We start from the raw sequence: 24086 nt of genomic DNA, 5'->3' as shown, positions 1-24086 counted from the left end.
AATTATCGTAATCTGCAAAGATAATGAAAGTGAAGAGAAAATAATGGTTTTTTCTGTAAACTCAAAATTTACTTTTCAAAGCTATATTCGCCGTTTAAATAATCAATGTAGATGTTATATCTTTCTTCCTTCAATGCTTTGTTATATTTTGAAAGTTGAATTACTGCAACTGTAGCTCCACCAATCGCCCCGAAAAGATAGAATCCAGAAGAGACATTTATTTCCTCGGGAAATAAAATATATTTATTAGCCCTGATAAAATATCCGCGTTGATCTTTTTGCAATTCTAAAAATCCTGCTTGGGTGTTTTTATAGGCTTTGCCATTTTCTACATAGATGTAGATTTTTCTGGCGGGAATGCGATCATCATTTGTGTTGACTGCTCGCACAACTTCGTCACCGTTTTTAATCAGCTGATAATTTTCAATAGCTTTCTGTTCAAAGAAACTTTTATAATCCAGATATACGCCATCTTTCAAACTGTTTTCTATAAAAACAGGATAATTTGATTTTAAAATTTCATTGTACCCCAGCAAATCATTCCTTGGAATTGCAATCTCTAAAGGAGTTGCCCGATACGTCTCAAACATCAGCGTTTGAAGAACTTTTTGCGTATTTTCGACAAAAATATCTGGAATGCCGCCGACTTCTTTCGTGCTTAAACTAATGACATTGTCGTATCTTTTTAAGAAATAATAGGAGTCGCCCTTCTTAAGAAAAGTACTGAATTTCATCTCTAAAATACAGAAGATTTCTTTGTTACGAACTTCGTTAGAAATGTTTAAATCTTCTATCAATAATACGATTTCATTAATTCCTTTATCTCTATTTTTATTGGTCTTTTCAAACCAGTTTTCTAGATCGTCGCTCAAATCATCGGTTGGAAAATTGAAAGCATAATATTTCCCTCTGAAAACAATGTCTTTGAGTTTTTTATCTTTTCGTGCGTCTATAACCTCTAAACTCTTTGTTGTTCCAGTATAATCTTTAACTGGATAATTTAGTTTAATCGTTTCTTTTTTCTGAGCAAAAAATAAAAATGGTATTAAAATCAGCAGTAATAACTTCTTCATTGAAAATTGATTTATACGAATTTATGTATTTAGATTGAAAAAAGAACGACCTCTACAATATAATTATAGAGGTCGCTCCAACATTAAAAAAATAAACTACTATCGCTTTCGCTGCGGACTAGAGTTTCGATGCCCGTTCTGTTTTTTATCTAAAATTTTGTTGCGCATTTTTCCTTCGGTTTGGTACATTTGCAAAACCTGTTGTGGGGAAATGACTTTCATGAATTTTTGCGCATATTCTTTTCTGTTATCCAGCAGTTGTTGGCCCACTTCAAAACTTTGATTGAGTTGCATAACGGCTTCTTCATCACTCATGTTTTCATAATTTTCGTTCGGCATAAACTTCGACTTGATTTCATTTTGCTTATCCTGATATTCCGAATATAAATTTTTGAACTCTGCTTGATTATTTAGCGAAACTTCAAGTTCAGCGATAATCATTTTCTCGCGAAATTCTTTTAAAAGAGCCATTCTCTCTTCTGGATTCATTTTCTGAATCACCTCTTTGCGCTGCTCAGGCTTCATGCTTTTCCAATCGTATCCAAATTGTAATTGCTGTGCAAAAGCAAACTGCACTGCGAACATAAGGGTTAAGACTACTGCGTTTTTTTTCATGGCGTTTTTTTTAATTATACAAATCCAGATAAATGTCTTGTTCTGTATTTCTCCCTACCGCTGATAATTCTGCCGAGGTGAAACTCGCTAAAATCTGATCCACTTGCGCTTCTGGGTTAGGGCTCACTCTCGATTCTTTTTGCGTTTCAATATTACGGGCAGGTTCTACTGAAATTGAATTTTCTTTTGCGTTTTTATTCTGCGAAATCGCTGCAACAGCAGTTAGATCTTTTTCTAAAACCTCCAACGCAACCAACTCCTCTTTTTGGGGCTTAAATTCTGATAATGTATAGGTTGTAGGTGCTTCGTCCATCGACACAATTTTAGCAATTGCTGGTGTTTCTACGGCCGGATCCGACTTAATAAATACGCTTACCCCAACTGTTAGTGCTACGGCAGCAGCTGCACCATATACCCAGTTCAAGTTCATACTTCTTCTCTGCGGTATTGGTGTGATTTCTTGTAATACCTTGCTTTGCATCTCATCAAAAAAACCCTTGGGTGTTTTGAAAATGTTTTCGCGCTTTAATTTATCAATATCAAACTCTTTCATATCTTAAGTCTCTTATTCTGTATAATTCTGTTTAATATAATCCTCTACTTTTTGTTTGGCGTAATGGTAATTGGTTTTCAATGTTCCGACCGACATTTCTAAGATCTGCGACATTTCTTCATACGGTAAGTCTTCATAATACCTCATGTTGAACACTAATTTTTGCTTATCCGGTAACGCATTAATTGCCTTTTGCAGCAACAGCTGAATTTCTTCTGCTTCAGGTTGCACATTGTCTGCTACTAAATTTTGCAGGTGATTCGCAGACTCCTCATCAGACTTTTGCATTTTTTTTAATTTATTCAGCTGTTGCAATGATTCATTGGTGGCAATCCGATAGAGCCAAGTGTATAATTGACTTTCTCGCTTGAACTGGTGGAAATTTTGATAGGCCTTAATAAAAGTGTCCTGCAAAATATCCTGCGCTAAATCGTGATCGACCACAAACCTCCGAATATGCCAATACAACCTACTCTGATAAGCATCCATCATCAGGCGAACTCCATTTTCACGGGATTTTTCGCTAGACATCAACTCGATAATTTCGGTTTCCTGGATGTTCATTGAGATGCTTTCATTGTTTGGATGGTAAATATATCTAAAAGTTAAATAACGCTTCAATTTTTAGTCCAAAGCAAATTAAGTATCTTTGTTCTTATTCCTATTTATGAAGATTATCATCATCGGGTCAGGAAATGTAGCTTACCACCTAGCAAAGGCATTTCGCGAAAATAAAATTGCAGTTTCCCAGCTTTTTGGCCGAAACAAAATTGATTTACAATTTATTTCAAAGGACTTAGGAATTCCTTTTTCAACCGATACTTTAGCCGCTGCAGATTTGTACTTTATCTGCGTAAGCGATGGTTCTATTGCTGAAGTTTCTCATTTAATTACAAATGAAAATTGTCTAGTGGCACATACTTCTGGCTCTTTACCGAAAGAGATTTTAGATGGTAATTATCGAAAAGCCAGTTTTTATCCGTTGCAAACTTTCTCCAAATCGAAAAATTTAGACTATAAAAAGATTCCTTTTTTCGTAGAAGCAGAAAGTAAATCGGATTTAGAATTGCTGAAAAATCTGGCGTTGCAAATTTCCGAAAAGGTGATGGAATCAACCTATGAAAAAAGAAAATACATTCACCTCACCGCGGTTTTTGCGTGTAATTTTGTAAACCATCTTTTTGCAAGAGCCCAGGAAATTTCGGATTCACAGCAAATTCCTTTTGATTATTTTTTACCGCTCATTAAAGAAACGACGGATAAAATAGAAATACTTGCACCCAAACTGGCTCAAACAGGACCGGCTGTTAGAAATGATGAACGGATTTTAAAACTTCACGAAGCATTAATTTCCGATGAAGAACAGTTGAAAATATACAAAATGATGAATCAATCAATAAAGAAAATGTATGAGTTATAAATCGAATTTGAAAAATATAAAAGCTTTTGTATTTGATGTTGACGGTGTTTTTACTGATGGAAGCGTTTATCTAATGCCCGATGGAAGCATGTGTCGCGTAATGAATGTGCTTGATGGTTATGCCGTGGTGAAAGCCAGAAAACACAACTACCCTATTTGTGTAATAACTGGAGGCGATGATCCCATGGTCAGAAACCGCATTAACTACCTAGGAATTACAGATTATTATGCAAAAATTGGCGATAAACTGGAAAAGTTTGAAGCTTTCAAAAAAAAATATAATTTACAGAATGAAGAAATCCTGACCATGGGTGATGATTTACCAGATATTCCAATGATGAGAATCTCCGGTATTTCTGCGTGTCCCGAAAATTCTGTAGCCGAAATAAAATTAATTTCAGATTATATTTCGCCGATTCAAGGCGGAAAAGGAGCAGTCCGGGATGTTATCGAACAGGTGATGAAAGTTCAGGGAAAATGGCTGGAAGACGATACCAAAAGCGCCTAATAAGTTTAATTTAAATATTTTATGAAAATATTACTCGCTTCTAATTCGCCGCGGAGAAGGGAATTACTTAAAGAACTAGGTTTCGAGTTTGAAGTTGTGTCGGTCGATTGCGAAGAAGTATATCCCACTGATATGGAGGTTGCACGGATTGCGGGTTATCTTTCAGAATTAAAATCAAATTCGTTCCGAACCTTGCAAAACAATGAAGTACTAATCACCGCAGATACCATTGTTACTTTAAATCAGGAAATTTTGGGAAAACCCATGGATGAAGTTCACGCCAAAGAAATGTTACAGATACTGTCGGGAAAAACGCATCAGGTATATACCGGAATTACACTAAAATCTTTAACAAAAACAATAACTAAAACTGATCTTGCCCATGTTGAATTAGAAAATATTAATGCTGAAGAAATTGATTTTTATATAAAAAACTACCGACCTTTTGATAAAGCCGGAAGTTATGGCATTCAAGAATGGTTGGGGATGGCAAAAATTAAAAATATTCAGGGAAGTTTCTACACGATTATGGGATTACCAACGCATTTGGTCTATTCTCTTTTAAAAGATTTCAAACTAGAAGCATCTTAAAACAAAAAATCATTATTTTTACCAAAATAAACAGGTATTTTAATAATAAAATATTGATTTGAAAGTTATTATCTAATAATGAAAAAAACGATACTCTTCCTTTTAGCAATCAGCGTTTTTAATTCGTGTTCTACTCGAAAAAAGACGAATGATTCTGCCTTTTTGAAAGGATTTTTCTCTTACTATAATACGCTCTTTAACAGTAAAGATGCGCTAGAAACCGAATTAAAAAATAGAGATAAAGCCCATAAAGACAATTTCTATGCACCTTATATTCAACTCCTAACCTACGACGAGCAGCCACTCGGAACTGCTTTTCCATCGGGTTCAGGGAGTATGTTTGGAAATGATCCTACAGACGCCGGTTTCAGTTCTGAATCATCCGCTGGCACCAATCGAAATGCTTTTGGGCCACCATCACCTCCAGGTTCTACAAACTCGACTTATGGACCGAACAGAAATGCAAATTCTGGACAGACAAGAGGGGCTTCTATCTTAGAAATTTCTGAAGCTAAAGCGCTCAAAGCAATCTCCAAATATTCGGTAATGAAAGGCGGTGAGGAGAAAAATAAAAAAATGTTTGATGCTTATATTTTGTTGGCACAATCACGATTATATCGCAATAAACCACTCGAAGCATTAGACGGTTTAAACTTTGTATTTGCGAATATGCGAAATGATAAAAGAATTCCATTAGCTCGAATTTATCAAGCGCAAGCCTATTCTAAAATGCAAGATTATACTCGTGCAGAGGAAGTTTTTGCCGACCTGAAAAAAAGCAAAATCAAAAAAGAATACCGCAAGCTTTTAGAAATTTACTATTCCGAAATGCTATTGCAAGCCGGAAAAAAACAAGATGCGGTCAACGAGCTTGATGATGCGTATTCCATCAATAAAAATAGAAAGTTAAGAAGTAGAATTGCATTCCTGCGTGGACAGATTTTAACAGATCTAGACCGCAATGAAGAAGCTAGAGAAAGTTTTGTAACTGCTTATAAAAATGCAAACGATTTTGAATTCGAAGTAAAATCTCAAATTGAAATTGCCAAAACCTTCAATGGGAAAGATGATGATTACCAAGGTGCAAAAGAATATTTAGAAAAAATAAGTAAAAAAGGAACGTATGTTTCACGAAAAAATGAATTCTTTTATGCCCTCGGTTTAATGGCAAAGAAAGCGGGGAAAAAAGACGAAGCCAAAACTTATTTTGCCGCTGCCCTGAAAGAAAAAGCTTCTGATCCACAAATTCGTGGTTTAACCTATTACGAAATCGGAAAAGCCTTTTTTGAAGAAAGTGATTATCTTTCTGCTGGAGCATTTTACGATTCTTCACTGGCGGTAATGACCTATGAGCCAGCCAAAATTTTATTACAGGAACAATCATCAAATATTAAAAAAGTATCTACAAATTACTATTTAATCAAAAAGAACGACAGTATTCTAGCCTTAACAAAAATGCCTGAAGCAGAGCGAATTGCTTATTTTAACACCTTCATTGAAGCGATTAAAGCCAAGGAAGCCAAAGAAGAAATCGAGCGGTTGCGAGCAGAAAGAAGCAAAGGTTTTGATACCGGTGAATATTCTGCCAACTCTGCCATGACAGGTAACTCAGGAGGATTTCAAGAATTTAGCACGAACAAAGGTGGTTTTTATTTCGCTAATTTGGGAACGGTTGCAAAAGGAGAATCTAGTTTTAAACAAATTTGGGGGAACCGATCGCTGAATGATAATTGGCGAACCTCCGCGAGAAGTTCCTCCATCGAAGAATTGAAGAATGAAGCGATGGGAATTACCTCCGCGCCTGATCCTCGACGATTAGAACCGAGTTTCTACATCGAAAAAATCCCAACCAATACCGAGGATATTTTAGCCTTGAAAAAAGCCAGAGATACTGCGAGTTTGGGTCTGGGTAGCATGTATGAAAATTACTTTTATGATACGCCGTTGGCCACCAAAACGCTTTACAATTTAGTAGATAATCAGCCGGAAGAAGAAATTAAATTGCAAGCATTGTATCAGATTTTCGCCTTTAATTACGAGAAAAGTCCGACTGCTGGCGAAAAAGCAAAACAAATAATTTTGGCCGAATATCCTTATTCGTCCTATGCTGAATTTGTTAGAAATCCTAAAAATAACTCATTCTCCGCATCTTCCGAAGAAGTAGAAAAATTATACGCACAAGCGTTTGATCTGTATGATAAAGAAAAATATGAAGAAAGCAAAACGCTGATTGATAGTGTTTTAGAGAAACATCCGAAAGACGCTTTGGTTCCCAAATTTTCGTTACTCAATGCCTTCAATAGTGGCAAAACTGCAGGGAAAGAAATTATGATTTTACAGCTGGAACAGATTGCCTTAAACTATGCAAAAACACCCGAAGGTGAAAAGGCGAGAGACATGCTGAAGTATCTAAAAAGCGATTTAGAAATCGAAAGCTTAGATGCCGAGGGAAATAAAATGAATGCTAATTCACCCATAAATCCAATAGAAAACCAAAAAGAAACGCCTGAAATGGAAAATAGCGGTCCCGGAAGACCACCTGGTTCTACCGTCAAAAATAATGTGCCAACTGCACCTGCTCCCAATAATGACCAGTCTACGAAAGCTTCTACCACAGACGAAATAAAAATAAGGTAAACAAAAAGTGAAGATTATTCTTCGCTTTTTTTCTTTTTAACGCCTTGGAAATCTTTCAGATAAAAAGGTTCAAAATAGGCCACATCTTCAAATTCTTTTTGGTTGTATCTTTCGACCGCTTTTTTTATTAAATATTTCGCAGTGGGATACACTTTATCGTCAAAATCAGCAGTGGACAGCTGTAGTATTTCTTTGGCTTTGGTGACACCATCACCTACGAAAAGAATTTTTTTATCGTGATATTCCTGAAAGGAGTGCTCTTCTAAAACTTTCGCTTCGGTTTGGGTTAACATATCGCCGGAATTTCCGTCAAATACGGCTGTATAGACCTCCATTCTTCGTGCGTCTATCAATGGAATGATCAAGTCGTAATCATTCTTTAAAAAAGGCTCTATCATCGTCTCCAAAGAATTGATGGCGATTAACGGAATATTTAATCCAAAACAAAAACCTTTTGCAGAAGAAGCGCCAATTCGAAGTCCTGTGTAAGAACCTGGTCCTTTGCCGAGGGAAATTGCATCTAATTCATTTAAAGTGATTTCTGTGCCTTCTAATGCCCATTCTACAAAAGTGTGGAGCGATTCGGATTGCTTATAATTTTCGGAAACTTCTTCGCAAAGACAAAGCAATTCTTCGCCCTCAGAAATAGCGACTGAACAATTTTTGGAGGACGTTTCTAGGTGGAGGATTTTCATTTTTTGAATTTAATAAGACCGCAATTTAACAATAAATACAATTATCTTCGATGAATGGTTCTCGGTTCACTTTGCGCACTTGGATAAATGGTGAGATCGGAAATCGCGACATGTTTCGGCGTATTGATACAGTAAGAAATTGCATTTGCGATATCGATTGATTGTAAGGCTTCATAACCCTGGTAAACGGTTTTTGCCCGTTTCTCATCCCCTTTAAATCTCACTGTAGAGAAGTCGGTTTCTACGGCGCCAGGTTGAATATTGGTTACTTTTATTCCAAATTCGGTAAGTTCCAAACGCATTCCCTCCGAAATAACATCCACGGCTTTTTTCGAAGCGCAGTACACCACCCCATTGGCATAGGTTTGCTTGGCCGCAACCGAAGAAATATTTATAATATGACCCGCATTTCTTTCTTTCATACCAGGAATAATCATTTTCGAGACGTACAAAATTCCTTTCACGTTGCCATCCATCATTGCATCCCAGTCACCAATATTTCCATCTAACAATGAATCCAAGCCATGTGCATTACCAGCATTATTAATGAGAATATCAATATTCTTCCAATCTTTTGGAAGTGCATTAAAGGCTGTTTCAACTTCACTGAAATACCTTTGGTCAAAGCTTAAACTAAACACTTCGGTATGACTAGAAAGTTCGGTTTTTAGCTGCTGTAAGACTTCCGTGCGTCGACCACAGATTATTAATCTAAACCCTTGTTTTGCGAGAAGTTCTGCGGTTGCTTTTCCGATTCCGGAAGTGGCTCCTGTGATGAGTGCTGTTTTCATTAATGAAACTTTATTGATTGTTAATTGGCATCGAAGCTTTGAAAAGCATCCTCAAGATGTGTGATTTGCAATTTCCCTTTGTGATCTGGCAATACGGAAATGATATCAAACCGCACCTCTTGATCCAGATTTCTATCTTTCATAAAAAAATCAGCAACCATCACCACTGACTTTATTTTCTTTTTGGTCACGGCTTCCTGAGGTTCCATAAAAATATCACTTCCTCGGGCTTTAACTTCGACTATAATGATTAGATTCTTAAACTCCGCAATGATATCGATTTCTGCTTTTTGATATCTGAAATTTTTAACGATAATTTTATAGCCTTTTTCTTCTAAAAAAGCGACCGCCAGTTTTTCTGCAAGATTTCCAAATTCGTTGTGTTCTGCCATCTTTTGTAAGCGCTAGCAAAGCGTAATAATTAAAATTTAACCTGTACTTGATCTGCGATTTTCAGGGTTATATTTGCACCGATGATTAAGGGTTTATTATCGAAAATATGTCCGTTCGGGAATCCAAATAGAGTGGGGAAGTCATACTTTTTCAACCGGTCAGCAAGGAGTTGGTATGAAAATTCATCAAAACTTTCTTCATAATTTTTATTGTCTTTTTCATCACCCATATAGGTCATTCCACCAATAATTAAACCTTTGATCTTTCTGAAAACGCCAGCCAATTCCAAACTCATAAGCATGCGATCTAAGGCATAATAGTTCTCGCCAATATCTTCTATAAAAAGAATTTTATCTTTAAAATTAAAAGAATAAGTTGTTCCCAAAAGAGCATAAATTAATGCTAGATTTCCACCGATTAGTTGACCTTCAACCGCTCCTTTCTTATTTAATGGATTGGCTTCTAAAGTATAACTCGGTTTCTTTCCATTAAGAATATCAAAAATCAAATTATAACTTTCACCGGTAACTCCAAAACTTGAGGTCTTAATGGTTTGTCCGTGAATTGAGGCAAAATTATTTCTGAGCAAAAAACTCTGAATCACTGTATTGTCAGAATATCCAATATACCATTTGGGGTTTTTCTTAAACTTAGAAAGTTGGATATGCTTTAATAAATGCTGACAACCATAGCCACCACGCGAAGCCCAAACCGCTGAAATATCATCATTGTTAAAGGCCCAGTTAAGGTCTGAAATTCTTTCTTTTTCGGTTCCAGCGTATGGGTATCCGTTCGAGAATTTAGAGAACAAATGCTTACCTAAAATAGGTTCAAAACCTTTTCGCCTGATCATCTCTAGACCCTTTTCCAATTGCTGCTCTTCTACAGCTCCCGCCGGTGATATGATGGCTATTTGATCTCCTTTTTTCAAGGATTTTGGGAATATAAGGTCTTTCATTAATGAATTGTTTTTCGTTCTATTTTTTCTGCCGCTTCTAATTTTTTATCGAATTGGTTAAATTTTTTGAAACTTTGCAAGAATATAAATATACTAAAAGCCACTAAAATATAACCCACTCCTTTTCTGATTTGGTTGGCTACATTTTGAGTCAGTTTCGTATGGAAAACTTTAGCCAAATAGATTTTAAAGAAATCAATTACAAGATAAGTACCGACCACAAGCGCCATATACAGTAGAAAATCTTTAGTTAAAGGATAAGATTTTCTGACTGAAATTACGGTGACCAACCAAAATAAAACCACGCCAATATTTAAAATGTTAAAGAAAAAACCATTTAAAAAAGTTTTGAAATAATTTTGGCTAATGAGTTTATCCTCACCGGGGAGATGCATTTTTGTTTTTGATACAATCATATAAATAGCGTAGATAAAAACAATAAAGGCAGTAATCCTATAAAATCCCGGGTGTTTGTCTATGATTTCTACCAAGTCACCACTGGCAAAATAGGCGGCAGCAATACAGATGATATCTGCCACCACAACCCCTAAATCGAGCATAAATGCGTGTTTAGGACCACGCGAAAAGCTTGTTTCAATGAGTAGAAAAAAAATCGGCCCAATGAATACAATACTCAGCATAATTCCTAATCCAACGGCTGACAGTATAAGTTCTAGCATTAATAATTATTTGGAAGTGAAATAATTTTTAATAAAATTAATTTACAGTGACTTGCAAAAATACGTTTTATGATTCAATGATTTTAAAGTCCAATTGTTTCTGGATCAAATTGGCCTTCATCACTCTAATGGTCACTTCATCTCCCAATTGGTATTTATTACCAGTTTTACTGCCAAATACTGCATGGCTTTTGGCATCATAAGTATAGGAATCATCCATCAAATCACGTAATTTAATCAAACCTTCGGCACCATTTTCTGGAATTTGTACCCAGAATCCAAAATCTGCTACGCCAGAAATAACTCCTGTAAAATCTTCGCCCAAATGTTTCTCCATAAACTTCACCTGCATAAATTTGATTGAATCTCTTTCTGCATCTGAGGCCAATTTTTCCATGGCACTGCAATGCTTAGACTTTTCATCAAATTCCTGCTTTTGAGGAGATTTTCCGCCATCCAAATAATGCTGTAGCAATCGATGCGCAATTAAATCGGGATATCGGCGAATGGGAGAGGTAAAATGCGAATAATACTCAAAGCCCAAGCCATAATGCCCGATTGGATCGGTGGAATAAATCGCTTTGCTCATCGAACGCATGGCTAAGGTTTCAATCATATTTTCTTCTCCTTTACCTTGAATATCTGCTAATAACTTATTGAGAGATTCTGCGACTTTTTTGGTATTTGCCAAATTCATGGTGTACCCAAAAGTACCCACAAAATCCCGTAATGCTTCTAGTTTAGCAGGATCTGGATCATCATGAATTCTATAAATAAAGGTATTATTGGTAGGGACTCTTTTTTTATTTAAGGAAACAAATTCTGAAACTTTACGGTTTGCAAGCAACATAAATTCTTCAATCAAATGATTAGAATCTTTGCTGACTTTAAAATAAACCCCAATAGGCTCTCCTTTATCATCCAGATTAAATCGAACTTCACTTCGGTCGAATGTAATCGCACCATTTTCAATACGGGCTTTTCTTAAGATTTTTGCCAAACGATCAAGCGTCAGTATTTCTTCAACCAGATCACCTTCTTTGGTTTCAATCCTTTGCTGTGCTTCTTCGTAGGCGAATTTACGGTCTGAATAGATGACGGTTCGCCCAAACCATTGGCTTTGAATTTCTGCTTTATCATTTAATTCAAAGACGGCAGAGAAGGTATATTTTTCTTCATTCGGTCGCAGTGAGCAGACATCATTACTTAAAACTTCAGGAAGCATCGGAACAACTCTGTCTACCAAATAAACAGAGGTCGCCCGCTTATAAGCTTCGTCATCAAGGATTGTTCCCGGAATAACATAGTGGGAAACATCAGCGATATGTACACCAATTTCCCAGTTTCCGTTGTCTAATTTTTGAATAGAAAGTGCATCATCAAAATCTTTTGCATCTTTAGGGTCGATTGTAAAAGTACATATTCCCCGCATATCACGTCGTTTTGCAACTTCATGATCGTGAATTTTTCGATCAATTCCTTGGGCTTCATTTTCAACTTCTTCTGGGAAATCATACGGCAAGCCATATTCCGCTAAAATAGAATGAATTTCAGTTTCATGTTCGCCCGGAGCTCCTAAAACCTTGATGATTTCACCTTCGGGATTTTTCTCTCCAGCTCTCCAATCAATCATTTTCACGACCACTTTATCGCCATCTTCTGCTCCGCCATTTTTCCCACGTGGCACAAAAATATCTGTACTCATGGACTTTTTATCACTAACTACAAAACCGAAATCTTTATGTTTGATGAGTTGAAAAGTTCCCACAAATTCATCCCTTTTTCTTTCGATTACTTTCAAAACGGAACCTTCAATTTTTTTACCTTTGAAATGATAGGTTACAACCAAGACTTTATCACCTTGCATCGCATCTTTCACATTTTTGGAATGAATGAAAATATCATCATCCATTTGATCAACTTTTACATAAGCATTTCCGGCTTGGTTGAAATCGATGGTTCCGGTTAAAGTTCCTTCGATATTTAGATTAATGATAAATTTTCCCTTTTCGGTTTCTTTAATTTGTTTCTCCGAAAGAAGTTTATGCAGTGATTGAATAACGAGTTCGCGTTGTCTTGGATTTTTATAGTCGATCCCCTCTGCAATTTGCTTGTAATTGTATATTTTTCCTGACTTTTCATTCATAAAACGCAAAATAAGTCGCCCAATTTCCTGCAATTTATGATTATTTTTATCTGAGAAATATTTTCCTTTTGCCATAAAGTATGGTTTGTGTTTATTTAGAATAAAGGTTTAACATGTTGAAATCTTTTCAACCCTGTTCTGATGTCTTCCACCTTCAAATGGAGTGGTAAGGAATAGGTCTACAATATCTAAGGCCAATTGACTGGCTATATATCGAGCTGGGAGTGCGAGCATATTGGCATCATTATGCTGACGGGCAAGACAAGCCAGTTCAGGCATCCAACATAAGGCGCATCGTATTTTCTGATGTTTATTGGCCGTCATTTGAACGCCATTTCCACTTCCACAAATAAGAATTCCTAATTCATTTTTCCCTTGTTCGATAGAATCTGCAGCAGGATGTACGAAATCAGGATAATCCACAGAATCTTGGGAAAAAGTTCCAAAATCTTCTACCTCAAATTTACCTTCCAAATGTTTTTTTATGATTTCTTTGTATTCAAAACCTGCATGATCGCATGCTATAGCTATTTTTTTCATGACTATTCTTTAAAACTCAATTTTCAATTCAGACAAATTTAAGATTATTAATATAAAAAGCATTCGATTAAAGATTAAATCTTTTTAATCCGGCTCAGGAAACCTCGATTTTAAACTCATTTGATGAAAAAGATCAGCATTATAAATAACTTGGGGAAAACCTTCAGAATAGGTGTTGGTAAGTTCTTTGAACATTCTCTTTCAAATTTAAATTAAAATGCATATTGGACTTTAATTTCGGATTACAACAAACAATCTTTTAAAAAATTGTGCTGACTCAATTCCAAAGTTGTCAAGATTTAGGTTATCTATATTGCGACGAATTTATACTTATTCACAATTGTTAACACTTGTCGTAAAATGTTAATAATCATTCAGATATACTGTTAATAAACTCTGATTAACTTTTGAATTAAATGTGTTGAAATAATAACCAATTTTTTCTCCCCAAACTCGCCAACTACAACAACACCAATCATATTCTTTTTATATAAATAAAAGTGAGTGTAGATAAAATGAGATTTTGTGAATTGTGGAATTTTAAATCGAAATTAATTTTTAATCGAGGGAATATGTAGTAAATTTGTGAAACTTAAAACGGAGAAAATTTTATGAAAACAATTAACGATTTTAACTTCAAAGATAAAAAAGCTTTGGTACGGGTAGATTTTAATGTTCCGCAGGACTCAGAGTTAAAAGTTACCGATAATACCAGAATTCAGGCGGTGAAACCTACCATTGACAAGATTTTGAATGATGGAGGTGCAGTAATTTTGATGACCCATTTGGGTCGGCCGAAAGGGAAGATTTCCGAAGAGTTTTCATTAAAAAATATTCTTCCTGAAATTGAAAAAGTTTTAGAAAAACCGGTAAAATTCTGCTCAGACTGTGTCGGAGAGAAGGCAAAAAAAATGACTGGTGAATTACAAGGTGGTGAAATTCTTCTGCTGGAAAATCTGCGTTTTCATAAAGAAGAGGAGCTAGGTGATGCGATATTTGCCAAACAGTTGGCTGGATTAGGAGATGCTTATGTGAACGATGCTTTTGGTACAGCGCACCGAGCGCATGCTTCAACTGCGATTATCGCTGATAATTTTCCTTCAACTAAGTTTTTCGGTTTATTGATGGCTAAGGAATTAGAAGCGATTGATAAGGTCTTAAAAAGTGGAGATAAGCCGATTACTGCAATTCTAGGTGGCTCCAAAGTTTCCAGTAAAATTACCATTATTGAAAATATGTTACCAGCGATCGATAATTTGATTATTGGTGGTGGTATGGCCTTCACATTTATTCGAGCGTTGGGTGGAGATATTGGGAATTCTTTGGTTGAAGTTGATAAGCAGACCCTTGCTTTAGAGATATTACAGAAAGCGAAAGTACAGAATGTTAAAGTCTACTTACCGGTTGATTCTATTATTGCAGACGATTTTAATAATGAAGCAGAACGAAAAGAAGTGGATATTTTTGAAATTCCTGACGGATGGATGGGCTTAGATGCTGGTGTTCGATCCCGTAAGATTTTTCATGATGTAATTATGAATTCCAGAACGATTTTATGGAATGGACCTATCGGTGTATTTGAAATGTCTAATTTTGCAGATGGAACTATTGCTTTAGGAGAGAGCATTGCAAAAGCTACGAGATTAGGTGCATTTTCTTTAGTTGGAGGCGGCGATAGTGTTGCTTTTGTTAAACAATTTGGTTATGATGAGAAAGTAAGTTATGTATCTACCGGTGGAGGAGCAATGCTGGAAAGTTTGGAAGGAATGGAACTTCCGGGAGTCAAAGCAATTAATAGTTAAATAGCATCATATAGAAGATAGGAAAGTTTCCGCTCAGCGGAAACTTTTTTTATGGCTAAACTTTTAGCTCAAAAATTTTACTTCTTCATTTTTTGGAATCTTATTTTTCAGATTTTATTTTAGAGCAGATTTAATCTTTAATTTTGCAAATTTTGAATTAATCTCGCTAAAATTGACCTTCAGAAACCTATCAAAAATCAATTAACTATTTCTTTTCGATAATATATATCAAACTTGAAAATTCGGTATTTTTTGAGGCTTTTATGTTAGAAATTAATCCAAAGAGTGCTCCTTTTAGCCAATAAAGTGAAGATTTCTTATATTTTTCGCTTAGCATGGAGATATAAAAGGAATCGAGTAGGAGTGGTTTTATTTTTTTTATTTTCCAGAATTCGTTATTCATTAAATTTTCCATGCCTGTTTTTGAAAAATGATATACATGGCGAGGTACATCATAAGCTGCCCAATATTCTTTATATTTTAAGGCATCATATGATGTTGGGTTTGGAACGGCGATGATGAGCAAACCTTTATTCTTTAATTTTTTGTAGAATTCTTTTACGATTTCATCTTGATTTTCTATATGCTCAAAAACATGCCATAATGTAATAGCGTCTAGTGATTCGTCTTTAATAAAATCTAGAGATTTTATTATTTTCGTTTTTTGAACTTTTGAGATAGAATATTTACTGGCAGATTCGTTCGGTTCATATCCAAATGTTTCGAAATCATTTTCTATATATTTTACAAATTCGCCAGCGCCACATCCGTAGTCCAAAACTCTTTTATCTTTTCCGACGAAGTCAAATAAAATATTTCGTTTATAATTTAAATTAAAATTTTGAAGAAATTTATACAATTTTTCTTTGAGCGTTCCGGAATCCTGATGGTGGGAAATATATTCTTTACTATCATAATATCGTGCAATATTTCGTGGAATCGGATGTGTTTTAAAAACACCAGGAACAGCAGTTTCTTTTATTTCGAATTCTTCTTTGGTAAGAAAATGATCTTGAACTTTCATAGGTTTTGTCGAAATGTTTCACGTGAAACATTTACTTCAAATAGATTAGTAAAATATTTATATCAGCTGGCGAAACTCCGCTTATTCTGGCTGCTTGTGCAATGGTTTTCGGTCTTATTTTATTAAATTTTTGTTTGGCTTCTGCCGATAGAGATTTTAATTGGTCGTAGTCAAAATCATCTGCAATTTTAATGGTTTCCAAGCGAGTAAGTTTAGCTACATTATCTCTCTCTTTCTCAATATATCCTTTATATTTAATATTGATTTCCGCTTGTTCTTTAACTTCTGTAGAGTAGTGTTGTGTTTCTTCTTTAATAAAATCAATTTCTTCTAATTTCTCCAATGTCATATTTGGTCTGGTAAGAATCTGGGCCGAGCGATAAGCTTGATCAACAGCTGCGGAAGAAATGCTTTCTAAAATTGGATTGATAATCCCTGGTTTCAGTGATATATCTCTAAGGAAACTTACCAATTGATTGCTTTTTTGAATTTTTTCTTGAACTCTTATAAGTCGTTCTTCCTTAGCTAAACCCAAATTATAAGACTTTTCGGTTAGGCGTATATCAGCATTATCTTGTCTTAAAAGAAGTCTATATTCTGCTCTGGAAGTAAACATGCGGTAAGGTTCTTCTGTTCCTTTGGTAATGAGATCATCGATTAAAACTCCGATATAAGCTTCGTCTCTGTTTAAGGTGAATGCTTCTTTTTCGTTTACTTTATTGTGGGCATTGATTCCGGCGATTAAGCCTTGTCCAGCTGCCTCTTCATAACCAGTTGTGCCATTGATTTGTCCTGCGAAATACAGATTGCCAATAAGTTTTGTTTCTAGCGTATGATACAATTGGGTAGGAGGGAAGTAATCATACTCTATTGCATAGCCTGGGCGAAAAACTTTAGCGTTGGCAAATCCGGGAATATGCCTCATCGCTTTGATCTGAATATCTTCTGGAAGTGATGAACTGAAACCGTTCACATAGATTTCAACAGTTCGCCATCCTTCTGGTTCTACAAATAATTGATGACGTTCACGTTCTGCAAAACGGTTTATTTTATCTTCAATACTTGGGCAATATCGAGGCCCAATACTTTGTATCGTACCATTAAACATGGGACTTCTGTCGAATCCCTCGCGTAAAATTTCATGAACAGTTTCGTTGGTATATACGATGTGGCAGCTCATTTGTTTGGTCAATTTTGGACTTTCTAAATAGGAGAAGTTTTTAGGGTTTTCGTCTCCTTTTTGTTCTTCCATTTTAGAATAATCGAGGGATCGGCCATCAACTCGTGGTGGAGTACCCGTTTTCATGCGGCCAGATTCAAAACCTAGAGCTACCAATTGTTCGGTAATACCAAAGGCTTTCGGTTCGCCCATTCTTCCTCCGCCAAGTTGTTTGTCTCCAACATGGATTAATCCATTAAGAAAGGTTCCGTTGGTCAATACCACTGATTTTCCTCTTATTTCTAATCCCAATGAAGTGATAACGCCGACGACGTTATGGTTTTCGATAATTAAACTTTTTACCATATCTTGGAAGAAGTCTAAATTAGGAGTTTTTTCTAGAGCGATTCGCCACTCTTCGGCAAATAGCATGCGATCATTTTGCGTTCTGGGCGACCACATTGCGGGACCTTTGGAAAGGTTCAGCATTTTAAATTGAATAGCCGATTTGTCTGCGATGATACCAGAATAGCCGCCCATTGCATCTATTTCACGTACTATTTGTCCTTTTGCAATTCCGCCCATTGCGGGATTACAAGACATTTGTCCGATGGTTTGCATGTTCATTGTAATAAGTAAGGTTTTAGAACCTAAATTTGCTGCGGCTGCGGCTGCTTCTGAGCCGGCATGCCCAGCACCTACTACAATAACGTCGTATATTTCGTTTATCATTGTTCTGTATTAAAATGTTTCACGTGAAACATTACTAAAATTAAGTTTATATTTCCACACTTTAGCCCCGATGGAAGCGGCATCCTATTGTGTAGCGGAGCGGAACAATAGATATAGCGGACAGCGGGATTAAGCTCCTAAAAGATTTTCAGATAGTACTCTTCTTTACTGCGCATTTCTGTTTTTTCGTCATCTGTTTTATCTTTGTAGCCACACAAATGTAGTAGTCCGTGCGCCAAAACCCGGTGCAGTTCGGATTTAAAATCTTTTGAATGAGCCTGCGCGTTTTCGGAAATGCGGGGCAAAGATACGAAAATATCTGCCGAAATGGTTTTGCCTTTCACATAGTCGAAGGTGATGATATCCGTATAATAATCGTGTTGGAGGAAATCGCGATTTACTTTGAGCAAACCTTCATCTGATAAGAAAATGTAATTTATTTTCCCTGGTTTTTTTTGTTCTAAAATGATAAGATTTTTTAACCACTCTGTTGTTTTTGGAGTGATTTCAACGGGGTCAATATCTTCAAAAAAGTACTGTATCATGATTTAAAACCAATGTCCCAGAATAACACTAAACATTCCTTTGTTTTGTTCGAGTGATTGGCTGTAATTTAGTTTTACTTGACCGAAAGGGGAGCGATATCCAGCAGTAAGCCCTGCAGATGATTCTGAAATATGTGGAATATCGGCAACCTTAAAGTCGTCGAAAAGATTTGCAATGGAAAGGTTGGTGTCTATAAAATAATTTTTTGCGATGCGAAATTGGAATACATTGGAAGAACTCAAAATATTTCGGGTGGTTAATTGCCCCAAACGAAAGCCTTGAAAATTGACAAAATTGCCCAAATTCTGCTCAAAAATGCCGCCCAGCCGGTATTCATAATATGGACTGAGAACATCGCCAATGGTAAAACCACCAAATAATTTAAGACGATACGTAAGCCAAGAATTGATAGGAAAATTCAATTGGGCTGTAATTTTTGATTGTATTGTTTTGCCGTTTTCAAATTTATTGAAGATGTCTAAAATTTTACCTTCTACATTCAGGAATAAACCCTTGGTAGGAAAATTTCGGTCATCTTGGGTATCACTTCTTATAAATGCATAGGCGTTTAAATAGTTTTCTGGCTGACCAAAGCTGGCAAATCCAAAGGGTTTTGATTCGTAATAATCCATGCTTAAACCGCCACCTACGGCATATTTATCTCTCCATATCGACTGTATGTAAATTTCATTACGAAACCAGTTCCACTCGTCATACACGTTGCCATCTTGGTCGATTAGATCCAAAGACATTCCCGAGGCATAGACTCCCAGACCGGGAATATAACCGTTGTCTATAAAATAATTGTAATAATAGCGTGGTTTATCGCCGACTACAATATCAAGTGATACGGTTGAATTTCGGAATAGAAGACGCTTTGCAGTGGCATTTAAGAGTAGGCCTGTTTTGAAAATTTCGTCATAGTGCAAGCCAAACCGTAGAAAAAATCGCGTATCATCTTCGGTAACAATCAGTTTCAAATAATTTTTATCATCTTGTTGAATGAGGTCATAGTTGATGAGGCGGTAATTATTGGTCGCGTACAATTTATCAATCATTTTGTTAATTCCTCCATAAGTTTGAAGAGAAGGAACCTTTAAATTCATTTTTCCTAGGACGTAATTTTTCCTGAAAATATGATCATTTTCTAAGATAAGACTGTCAATTTTATAGACATTTGAATAAATAGAACTCATGGGTGCACGAAGCAGCTTGACTTCTTTTTTTGGCAGTAATGATAATGTATTCGTATATTTCTGTGCTTCAACATAGCCCGAATCGAGAATTGCTTTCTTAGCATCATAGCTGGTTGCACTCATCCCATTTAAGTTTGGATGGATATTGATATCGGTATAATGGTATTGTGCTACGGTTTCTTTTTGAATTCCAAAATCGATGACCTGATTTAATATAGAAACGGCAGATTGCAGATTTTCCCTACTTGCTAACCCTTGGCTTAAATCTACCCCAATGACAATGTCTATTCCTTTGTCTTTTAGTGGCTTAGAAGGATAATTAATGGTCATCGCTCCATCAATATATAAGGAGTCTCCTATTTTTACAGGATCCATTAAAGAGGGAAAAGCAGAGCTTGCCATAATTGCGCTGACCAAATCACCGCTTTCAAACAGTTTCATATCGCCACTTTCCAAGTTAGTCGCCACACACATAAATGGAATGGGTAATTTGGAGAAATCGTCAATGGTAGAAACATTTTTGAAGAGTTCTTTTAGCAAGTAAATATTCTTTTGACCAGTAGAAATAGCTTTCGGTAAGACATTAATCTTGCCATTTTTTATAGGAACAGTCAAGATATATTTATCGACCGACTTATTAAAGAATGTAGTTTCCTGACGGGTTTTTTCATTCGCAAGAATCGAATAAAAATCAGTATCCATCACAATTTTTTCGATTTCTTTTCCAGTGTACCCAGACGCGTATAATCCACCTACAATAGCTCCCATGCTCGTTCCAGAGATATAGTCGACTTTTATACCCAAAGAATCAAGTATTTTAATGACGCCGATATGTGCAAAGCCTTTTGCACCACCACCTGAGAGGGATAAGCCAATTTTAGGGTTTTTCGGAACCGTAAAGCCTTCTTTAACCTGTGCAGTAATAGAAATTGTAAGGAAAAAAACCAGAAAGTAGAGAATATTTTTTTTCATTTAATCTTTGATGTATATACGTTTTACCCGCCGTGATATAGATGTTAAAACTTCATAGGAGATTGTTTTACAATAAGCTGCAAAATCTTCTAATGAAGGATTGGAGTTAAAGATAATCACTTCTTCACCTTCTTTCGCTAGAAAATCTCCTAAATCAATCATCATCATATCCATACACACATTGCCAACAATAGGGAAAAGATTTTTCCTGATGCCCACAAAACCGACATTATTTCCCACTAATCTTGGGATTCCGTCAGCATAACCCACGGGAATAGTCGCAATATTGGTGTTCTGGGTTGCTTTGAACTTTCTGTTATAACCTACTGATTCACCTTCTTTTACTGCTGAAATCTGCGAGATTACCGTTTTAAAGGTCACTGCACTCTTTAGCTGTTTTTTAATTTCGACATTTGCAGAAACTCCGACCATTCCGATCCCTATTCTAACCATATCAAATTGATACGCAGAAAAATTTACGATTCCTGAAGTATTGAGGATATGCCGAATGGGTTGATTATTTAAACCCGCCATTAATTTTAGCGAATTTTCATTAAAGATATGAATTTGTTGCAAAGTATATTCTTTTTCTCCCTCGTCATCAGAAGATGATAAATGACTGAAAATCGATTGCACTTTCACATTCATCGAGTTCAACTTTTTAATAAGGTCACCCAATTCATGTTTCTTAAAACCAAGACGATGCATGCCTGTCTCTAACTTAATATGAAGAGGATACCGTTGCTGAATTCCCTTTTGAATTAATTTTTCATTGAATAATTCCAGCACTCGGAAACTGTAGATTTCTGGTTCTAAATTATAATCGATAATAATATTATAACTGTGCTGCTCCGGATTCATCACCATAATTGGCGTTGTGATTCCACTTTTCCGCAAATCAACACCTTCATCGGCATAAGCCACGCCCAAATAATCGATGTGATGATGTTGCAAAAACTCCGCAATTTCATAACCACCTAAACCGTAAGAATAGGCTTTGACCATTGCCATCATTTTGGTTTCTGGTTTAAGCAGTGCTCTGTGAACATTGATATTGTGAAGAATTGAATTTAAATTTACTTCTAAAACCGTATCATGTTTCTGTAACTCGAGGTAAGATTTTACTTTTTCAATTTCAAATTTCCGAGCACCTTTTAGTAAAATAAGATGATTTTCAATTTGATTAATCGCAACATTATCAATGAGTTCAGTCGTATTATTGAAAGTAAAAGTTGCAGCTTCAAAAACTCTTTCGAACTTTGTAATTTCATTGCCAATTAAAAAAACAGAATTGAATTTTTGCTCATTGGTTAGTGCTGCTACCTCTTGATATAATTGATCTGCATTTTTTCCTTCGACAAAATCGGTAAGGATTAAGGCTTTCTGTGGTTTATTATATTCTTTAATATTTTGAAAAGCAATTTTCAAAGAATCCAAATCAAGATTAAATGAATCATTGATAATCAAATTATTACGAACTCCATTAACACTCTCTAAACGCATTTCAATGGACTTCAACACATTTAATTTCTCTACTATTCTTGCATGGTCAAATCCGAATTCTTTTAAAACTGAAATTACACACAAAACATTGCTGATTGTCGCTTCATCTCTTTGGTACACAGGAACCGAGAATTCTTCATTGAAATGTTTAATAAGTACTTCTTGCGATTTGTCTTTCCAATCATTTATAATAGAGACGTTATTCTCTTTTTTAAAGCCAAAAGAGATTAATTTTTTACTTGAATAACCTGCATTTATTTTGTTAACAACCAATTCATTATCGCCATTATAAATGATGATTTCTGAATTTTTAAATAAATAAATTTTCTCGGCTATCAATTCTTCCTCTGAATGGAAATTGGATGAATGCGCAGATCCAATATGAGTAAGAATCCCGATTTGTGGAGAGAAAATGTCGGTTAGAATACTCATTTCATTAGGTTTTGAAATCCCAACTTCAAATATTCCCAACTGATGTTTTTTATTGATCTCCAGCAGTGACAGCGGTAATCCCAATTGTGAGTTGAAACTCTTTGGACTCTTTACCGTAGCATAATCATGAAATAGCGATTGATAAAGCCATTCCTTTACAATTGTTTTTCCGTTACTTCCGGTAATTCCTATTGTTTTTAAATTGAATTCTTCGAGATGAAACTTTGCAATTTTTTGGAGAAATTTCATGGAATTATCCACAATAATCCACGTAATATTATCGTATTGTGGGTGGTGATGTTCAGATATAATAATATCTATGCCTTTTTCAATCGCAGATTGAATATACTTTTCGCCTGAATTTTTAGTAGTATTTATCGCTAAAAATGCGCTGTCACTGACGGAGAATAGGGTTCTGCTGTCATATGCAATATTTTTAACGTGCAAACTTCCATCACCAATTATTTGGGATCCGGTAATTTCTGCAATTTGTTTGGTGGTATAATTCATCGATTTTCATTGTTCAGAAACTCTTCATTAAAAACTTTCCTGCTCACGGCTTCATAACTTTCAGTTTCCCCCAACTGAACCAAATCTGTGTTGGTCGTTGTTCGCATGGAATGGTTCGCTAGATTTCCGGTTCTTTTACAAATGGCATGAACTTTTGTTACATATTCGGCGGTGGCCATTAAATTCGGCATCGGACCAAATGGGCGACCCATAAAATCCATATCTAAACCAGCGATAACCACACGTATTCCACTGTTAGCCAATTTATTAGCTACTTCTACAATGCTTTCATCAAAAAACTGGGCTTCGTCAATTCCAACCACATCGCACGTTGATCCGAGCAGCAATATTTCGTTGGGACTTTCCACAGGTGTACTTCGAATTTTATTCTGGTTATGAGAAACCACCTCTTCTTCCGCATATCTCGTATCGAGTTTTGGTTTGAAGATTTCTACATTTTGACCAGCCATTTCTACACGTCGTAAACGACGGATGAGTTCTTCGGTTTTTCCCGAAAACATCGAACCGCAGATTACTTCGATCCAGCCGCTTTGTTTTGCGTGATTAATTGTATTTTCTAAAAACATTTGTTAATTTAGCCGTAAGATTT

At 35.8% G+C, this 24086-nt stretch carries 22 protein-coding genes; 5 read left to right on the top strand and 17 right to left on the bottom strand.

Features of this window, described 5'->3' with window-relative positions:
• Positions 1-68 precede the first annotated feature (68 nt).
• The 4 genes from QWY78_RS14540 to QWY78_RS14525 form a co-directional block, all read right to left on the bottom strand.
• Entirely contained in the window at positions 69-1073 is a 1005-nt protein-coding gene (locus QWY78_RS14540) for a hypothetical protein (protein ID WP_290221206.1), read from the bottom strand.
• Between the two features lie 99 nt (positions 1074-1172).
• A complete protein-coding gene (locus QWY78_RS14535; RefSeq protein ID WP_290221203.1) occupies positions 1173-1688 on the bottom strand; it encodes a hypothetical protein in 516 nt (171 codons plus the stop codon).
• Between the two features lie 10 nt (positions 1689-1698).
• Positions 1699-2241: a hypothetical protein gene (locus QWY78_RS14530; protein ID WP_290221200.1), complete on the bottom strand. Its 543-nt coding sequence runs from the start codon at positions 2239-2241 to the stop codon at positions 1699-1701.
• A 12-nt stretch (positions 2242-2253) separates the two neighbouring features.
• Positions 2254-2805, bottom strand: a complete 552-nt coding sequence (locus tag QWY78_RS14525) for an RNA polymerase sigma factor (protein ID WP_290221198.1) — start codon at positions 2803-2805, stop codon at positions 2254-2256.
• A 103-nt stretch (positions 2806-2908) separates the two neighbouring features.
• Here QWY78_RS14525 and QWY78_RS14520 point away from each other — a divergent pair, with 103 nt between their 5' ends.
• From QWY78_RS14520 to porW, 4 genes are all read left to right on the top strand, one after another.
• A complete protein-coding gene (locus QWY78_RS14520; RefSeq protein WP_290221195.1) occupies positions 2909-3661 on the top strand; it encodes a Rossmann-like and DUF2520 domain-containing protein in 753 nt (250 codons plus the stop codon).
• Positions 3651-4169: a KdsC family phosphatase gene (locus tag QWY78_RS14515; RefSeq protein ID WP_290221192.1), complete on the top strand. Its 519-nt coding sequence runs from the start codon at positions 3651-3653 to the stop codon at positions 4167-4169. Before QWY78_RS14520 ends, QWY78_RS14515 begins: the two co-directional genes overlap by 11 nt.
• 21 nt (positions 4170-4190) lie before the next feature.
• A complete protein-coding gene (locus QWY78_RS14510) occupies positions 4191-4760 on the top strand; it encodes a Maf family protein (protein WP_290221190.1) in 570 nt (189 codons plus the stop codon).
• Between the two features lie 78 nt (positions 4761-4838).
• Positions 4839-7397 (top strand): type IX secretion system periplasmic lipoprotein PorW/SprE, encoded by a 2559-nt coding sequence (gene porW / locus QWY78_RS14505; protein ID WP_290221186.1) that lies wholly within the window; start codon positions 4839-4841, stop codon positions 7395-7397.
• 14 nt (positions 7398-7411) lie between these two features.
• Here porW and tsaB read toward each other — a convergent pair whose 3' ends face one another.
• From tsaB to rpiB, 7 genes are all read right to left on the bottom strand, one after another.
• On the bottom strand, positions 7412-8092 hold the full coding sequence (gene tsaB, locus QWY78_RS14500; protein ID WP_290221183.1) for a tRNA (adenosine(37)-N6)-threonylcarbamoyltransferase complex dimerization subunit type 1 TsaB: 681 nt from the start codon (positions 8090-8092) through the stop codon (positions 7412-7414).
• Between the two features lie 41 nt (positions 8093-8133).
• Positions 8134-8883 carry an SDR family NAD(P)-dependent oxidoreductase gene (locus QWY78_RS14495; RefSeq protein ID WP_290221182.1) on the bottom strand — a complete coding sequence of 250 codons (750 nt, stop codon included), beginning with the start codon at positions 8881-8883 and terminating at the stop codon, positions 8134-8136.
• Between the two features lie 20 nt (positions 8884-8903).
• Entirely contained in the window at positions 8904-9275 is a 372-nt protein-coding gene (locus QWY78_RS14490) for a YraN family protein (RefSeq protein WP_290221178.1), read from the bottom strand.
• A 29-nt stretch (positions 9276-9304) separates the two neighbouring features.
• Positions 9305-10234, bottom strand: coding sequence for a S66 peptidase family protein (locus QWY78_RS14485; protein WP_290221176.1), 930 nt, complete (start codon positions 10232-10234; stop codon positions 9305-9307).
• A complete protein-coding gene (locus QWY78_RS14480; protein WP_290221173.1) occupies positions 10234-10914 on the bottom strand; it encodes a LysE family translocator in 681 nt (226 codons plus the stop codon). The genes QWY78_RS14485 and QWY78_RS14480 overlap by 1 nt, the downstream gene beginning before the upstream one ends.
• 67 nt (positions 10915-10981) lie before the next feature.
• Positions 10982-13135 carry a ribonuclease R gene (gene rnr, locus QWY78_RS14475; protein ID WP_290221170.1) on the bottom strand — a complete coding sequence of 718 codons (2154 nt, stop codon included), beginning with the start codon at positions 13133-13135 and terminating at the stop codon, positions 10982-10984.
• 33 nt (positions 13136-13168) lie between these two features.
• On the bottom strand, positions 13169-13600 hold the full coding sequence (gene rpiB / locus QWY78_RS14470; RefSeq protein WP_290221167.1) for a ribose 5-phosphate isomerase B: 432 nt from the start codon (positions 13598-13600) through the stop codon (positions 13169-13171).
• Between the two features lie 611 nt (positions 13601-14211).
• Here rpiB and QWY78_RS14465 point away from each other — a divergent pair.
• A complete protein-coding gene (locus QWY78_RS14465; protein ID WP_290221164.1) occupies positions 14212-15402 on the top strand; it encodes a phosphoglycerate kinase in 1191 nt (396 codons plus the stop codon).
• A 205-nt stretch (positions 15403-15607) separates the two neighbouring features.
• On the opposite strand, the gene QWY78_RS14460 is transcribed toward QWY78_RS14465, so the two are convergent.
• The 6 genes from QWY78_RS14460 to QWY78_RS14435 form a co-directional block, all read right to left on the bottom strand.
• Positions 15608-16426, bottom strand: coding sequence for a class I SAM-dependent methyltransferase (locus tag QWY78_RS14460; RefSeq protein WP_290221161.1), 819 nt, complete (start codon positions 16424-16426; stop codon positions 15608-15610).
• A gap of 31 nt (positions 16427-16457) precedes the next feature.
• Positions 16458-18317 carry a tRNA uridine-5-carboxymethylaminomethyl(34) synthesis enzyme MnmG gene (gene mnmG, locus QWY78_RS14455; RefSeq protein ID WP_290221158.1) on the bottom strand — a complete coding sequence of 620 codons (1860 nt, stop codon included), beginning with the start codon at positions 18315-18317 and terminating at the stop codon, positions 16458-16460.
• A 137-nt stretch (positions 18318-18454) separates the two neighbouring features.
• The gene (gene ybeY / locus QWY78_RS14450; RefSeq protein WP_290221153.1) at positions 18455-18862 is read right to left on the bottom strand and encodes an rRNA maturation RNase YbeY; all 408 of its coding nucleotides are present in this window, start codon (positions 18860-18862) and stop codon (positions 18455-18457) included.
• A gap of 3 nt (positions 18863-18865) precedes the next feature.
• Entirely contained in the window at positions 18866-21031 is a 2166-nt protein-coding gene (locus QWY78_RS14445) for a patatin-like phospholipase family protein (RefSeq protein ID WP_290221149.1), read from the bottom strand.
• Positions 21032-23476 carry a bifunctional UDP-N-acetylmuramoyl-tripeptide:D-alanyl-D-alanine ligase/alanine racemase gene (locus QWY78_RS14440; protein ID WP_290221145.1) on the bottom strand — a complete coding sequence of 815 codons (2445 nt, stop codon included), beginning with the start codon at positions 23474-23476 and terminating at the stop codon, positions 21032-21034. It lies immediately after the preceding gene.
• Entirely contained in the window at positions 23473-24063 is a 591-nt protein-coding gene (locus tag QWY78_RS14435; protein WP_290221142.1) for a thymidine kinase, read from the bottom strand. Before QWY78_RS14435 ends, QWY78_RS14440 begins: the two co-directional genes overlap by 4 nt.
• Positions 24064-24086 lie beyond the last annotated feature (23 nt).

The sequence above is a fragment of the Kaistella yonginensis genome, assembly GCF_030409525.1.
GTDB classification, from domain to species: domain Bacteria; phylum Bacteroidota; class Bacteroidia; order Flavobacteriales; family Weeksellaceae; genus Kaistella; species Kaistella yonginensis.
The sequence above is the reverse complement of the archived record's forward strand: the minus strand, read 5'-3'. Positions and strand labels throughout refer to the sequence as shown.

Coding starts and splice junctions, on each gene's coding strand:
- QWY78_RS14540 (WP_290221206.1), bottom strand. CDS start 1,073: ATGAAGAAGTTATTACTGCTGATTTTAATACCATTTTTATTTTTTGCT.
- QWY78_RS14535 (WP_290221203.1), bottom strand. CDS start 1,688: ATGAAAAAAAACGCAGTAGTCTTAACCCTTATGTTCGCAGTGCAGTTT.
- QWY78_RS14530 (WP_290221200.1), bottom strand. CDS start 2,241: ATGAAAGAGTTTGATATTGATAAATTAAAGCGCGAAAACATTTTCAAA.
- QWY78_RS14525 (WP_290221198.1), bottom strand. CDS start 2,805: ATGAACATCCAGGAAACCGAAATTATCGAGTTGATGTCTAGCGAAAAA.
- QWY78_RS14520 (WP_290221195.1), top strand. CDS start 2,909: ATGAAGATTATCATCATCGGGTCAGGAAATGTAGCTTACCACCTAGCA.
- QWY78_RS14515 (WP_290221192.1), top strand. CDS start 3,651: ATGAGTTATAAATCGAATTTGAAAAATATAAAAGCTTTTGTATTTGAT.
- QWY78_RS14510 (WP_290221190.1), top strand. CDS start 4,191: ATGAAAATATTACTCGCTTCTAATTCGCCGCGGAGAAGGGAATTACTT.
- porW (WP_290221186.1), top strand. CDS start 4,839: ATGAAAAAAACGATACTCTTCCTTTTAGCAATCAGCGTTTTTAATTCG.
- tsaB (WP_290221183.1), bottom strand. CDS start 8,092: ATGAAAATCCTCCACCTAGAAACGTCCTCCAAAAATTGTTCAGTCGCT.
- QWY78_RS14495 (WP_290221182.1), bottom strand. CDS start 8,883: ATGAAAACAGCACTCATCACAGGAGCCACTTCCGGAATCGGAAAAGCA.
- QWY78_RS14490 (WP_290221178.1), bottom strand. CDS start 9,275: ATGGCAGAACACAACGAATTTGGAAATCTTGCAGAAAAACTGGCGGTC.
- QWY78_RS14485 (WP_290221176.1), bottom strand. CDS start 10,234: ATGAAAGACCTTATATTCCCAAAATCCTTGAAAAAAGGAGATCAAATA.
- QWY78_RS14480 (WP_290221173.1), bottom strand. CDS start 10,914: ATGCTAGAACTTATACTGTCAGCCGTTGGATTAGGAATTATGCTGAGT.
- rnr (WP_290221170.1), bottom strand. CDS start 13,135: ATGGCAAAAGGAAAATATTTCTCAGATAAAAATAATCATAAATTGCAG.
- rpiB (WP_290221167.1), bottom strand. CDS start 13,600: ATGAAAAAAATAGCTATAGCATGCGATCATGCAGGTTTTGAATACAAA.
- QWY78_RS14465 (WP_290221164.1), top strand. CDS start 14,212: ATGAAAACAATTAACGATTTTAACTTCAAAGATAAAAAAGCTTTGGTA.
- QWY78_RS14460 (WP_290221161.1), bottom strand. CDS start 16,426: ATGAAAGTTCAAGATCATTTTCTTACCAAAGAAGAATTCGAAATAAAA.
- mnmG (WP_290221158.1), bottom strand. CDS start 18,317: ATGATAAACGAAATATACGACGTTATTGTAGTAGGTGCTGGGCATGCC.
- ybeY (WP_290221153.1), bottom strand. CDS start 18,862: ATGATACAGTACTTTTTTGAAGATATTGACCCCGTTGAAATCACTCCA.
- QWY78_RS14445 (WP_290221149.1), bottom strand. CDS start 21,031: ATGAAAAAAAATATTCTCTACTTTCTGGTTTTTTTCCTTACAATTTCT.
- QWY78_RS14440 (WP_290221145.1), bottom strand. CDS start 23,476: ATGAATTATACCACCAAACAAATTGCAGAAATTACCGGATCCCAAATA.
- QWY78_RS14435 (WP_290221142.1), bottom strand. CDS start 24,063: ATGTTTTTAGAAAATACAATTAATCACGCAAAACAAAGCGGCTGGATC.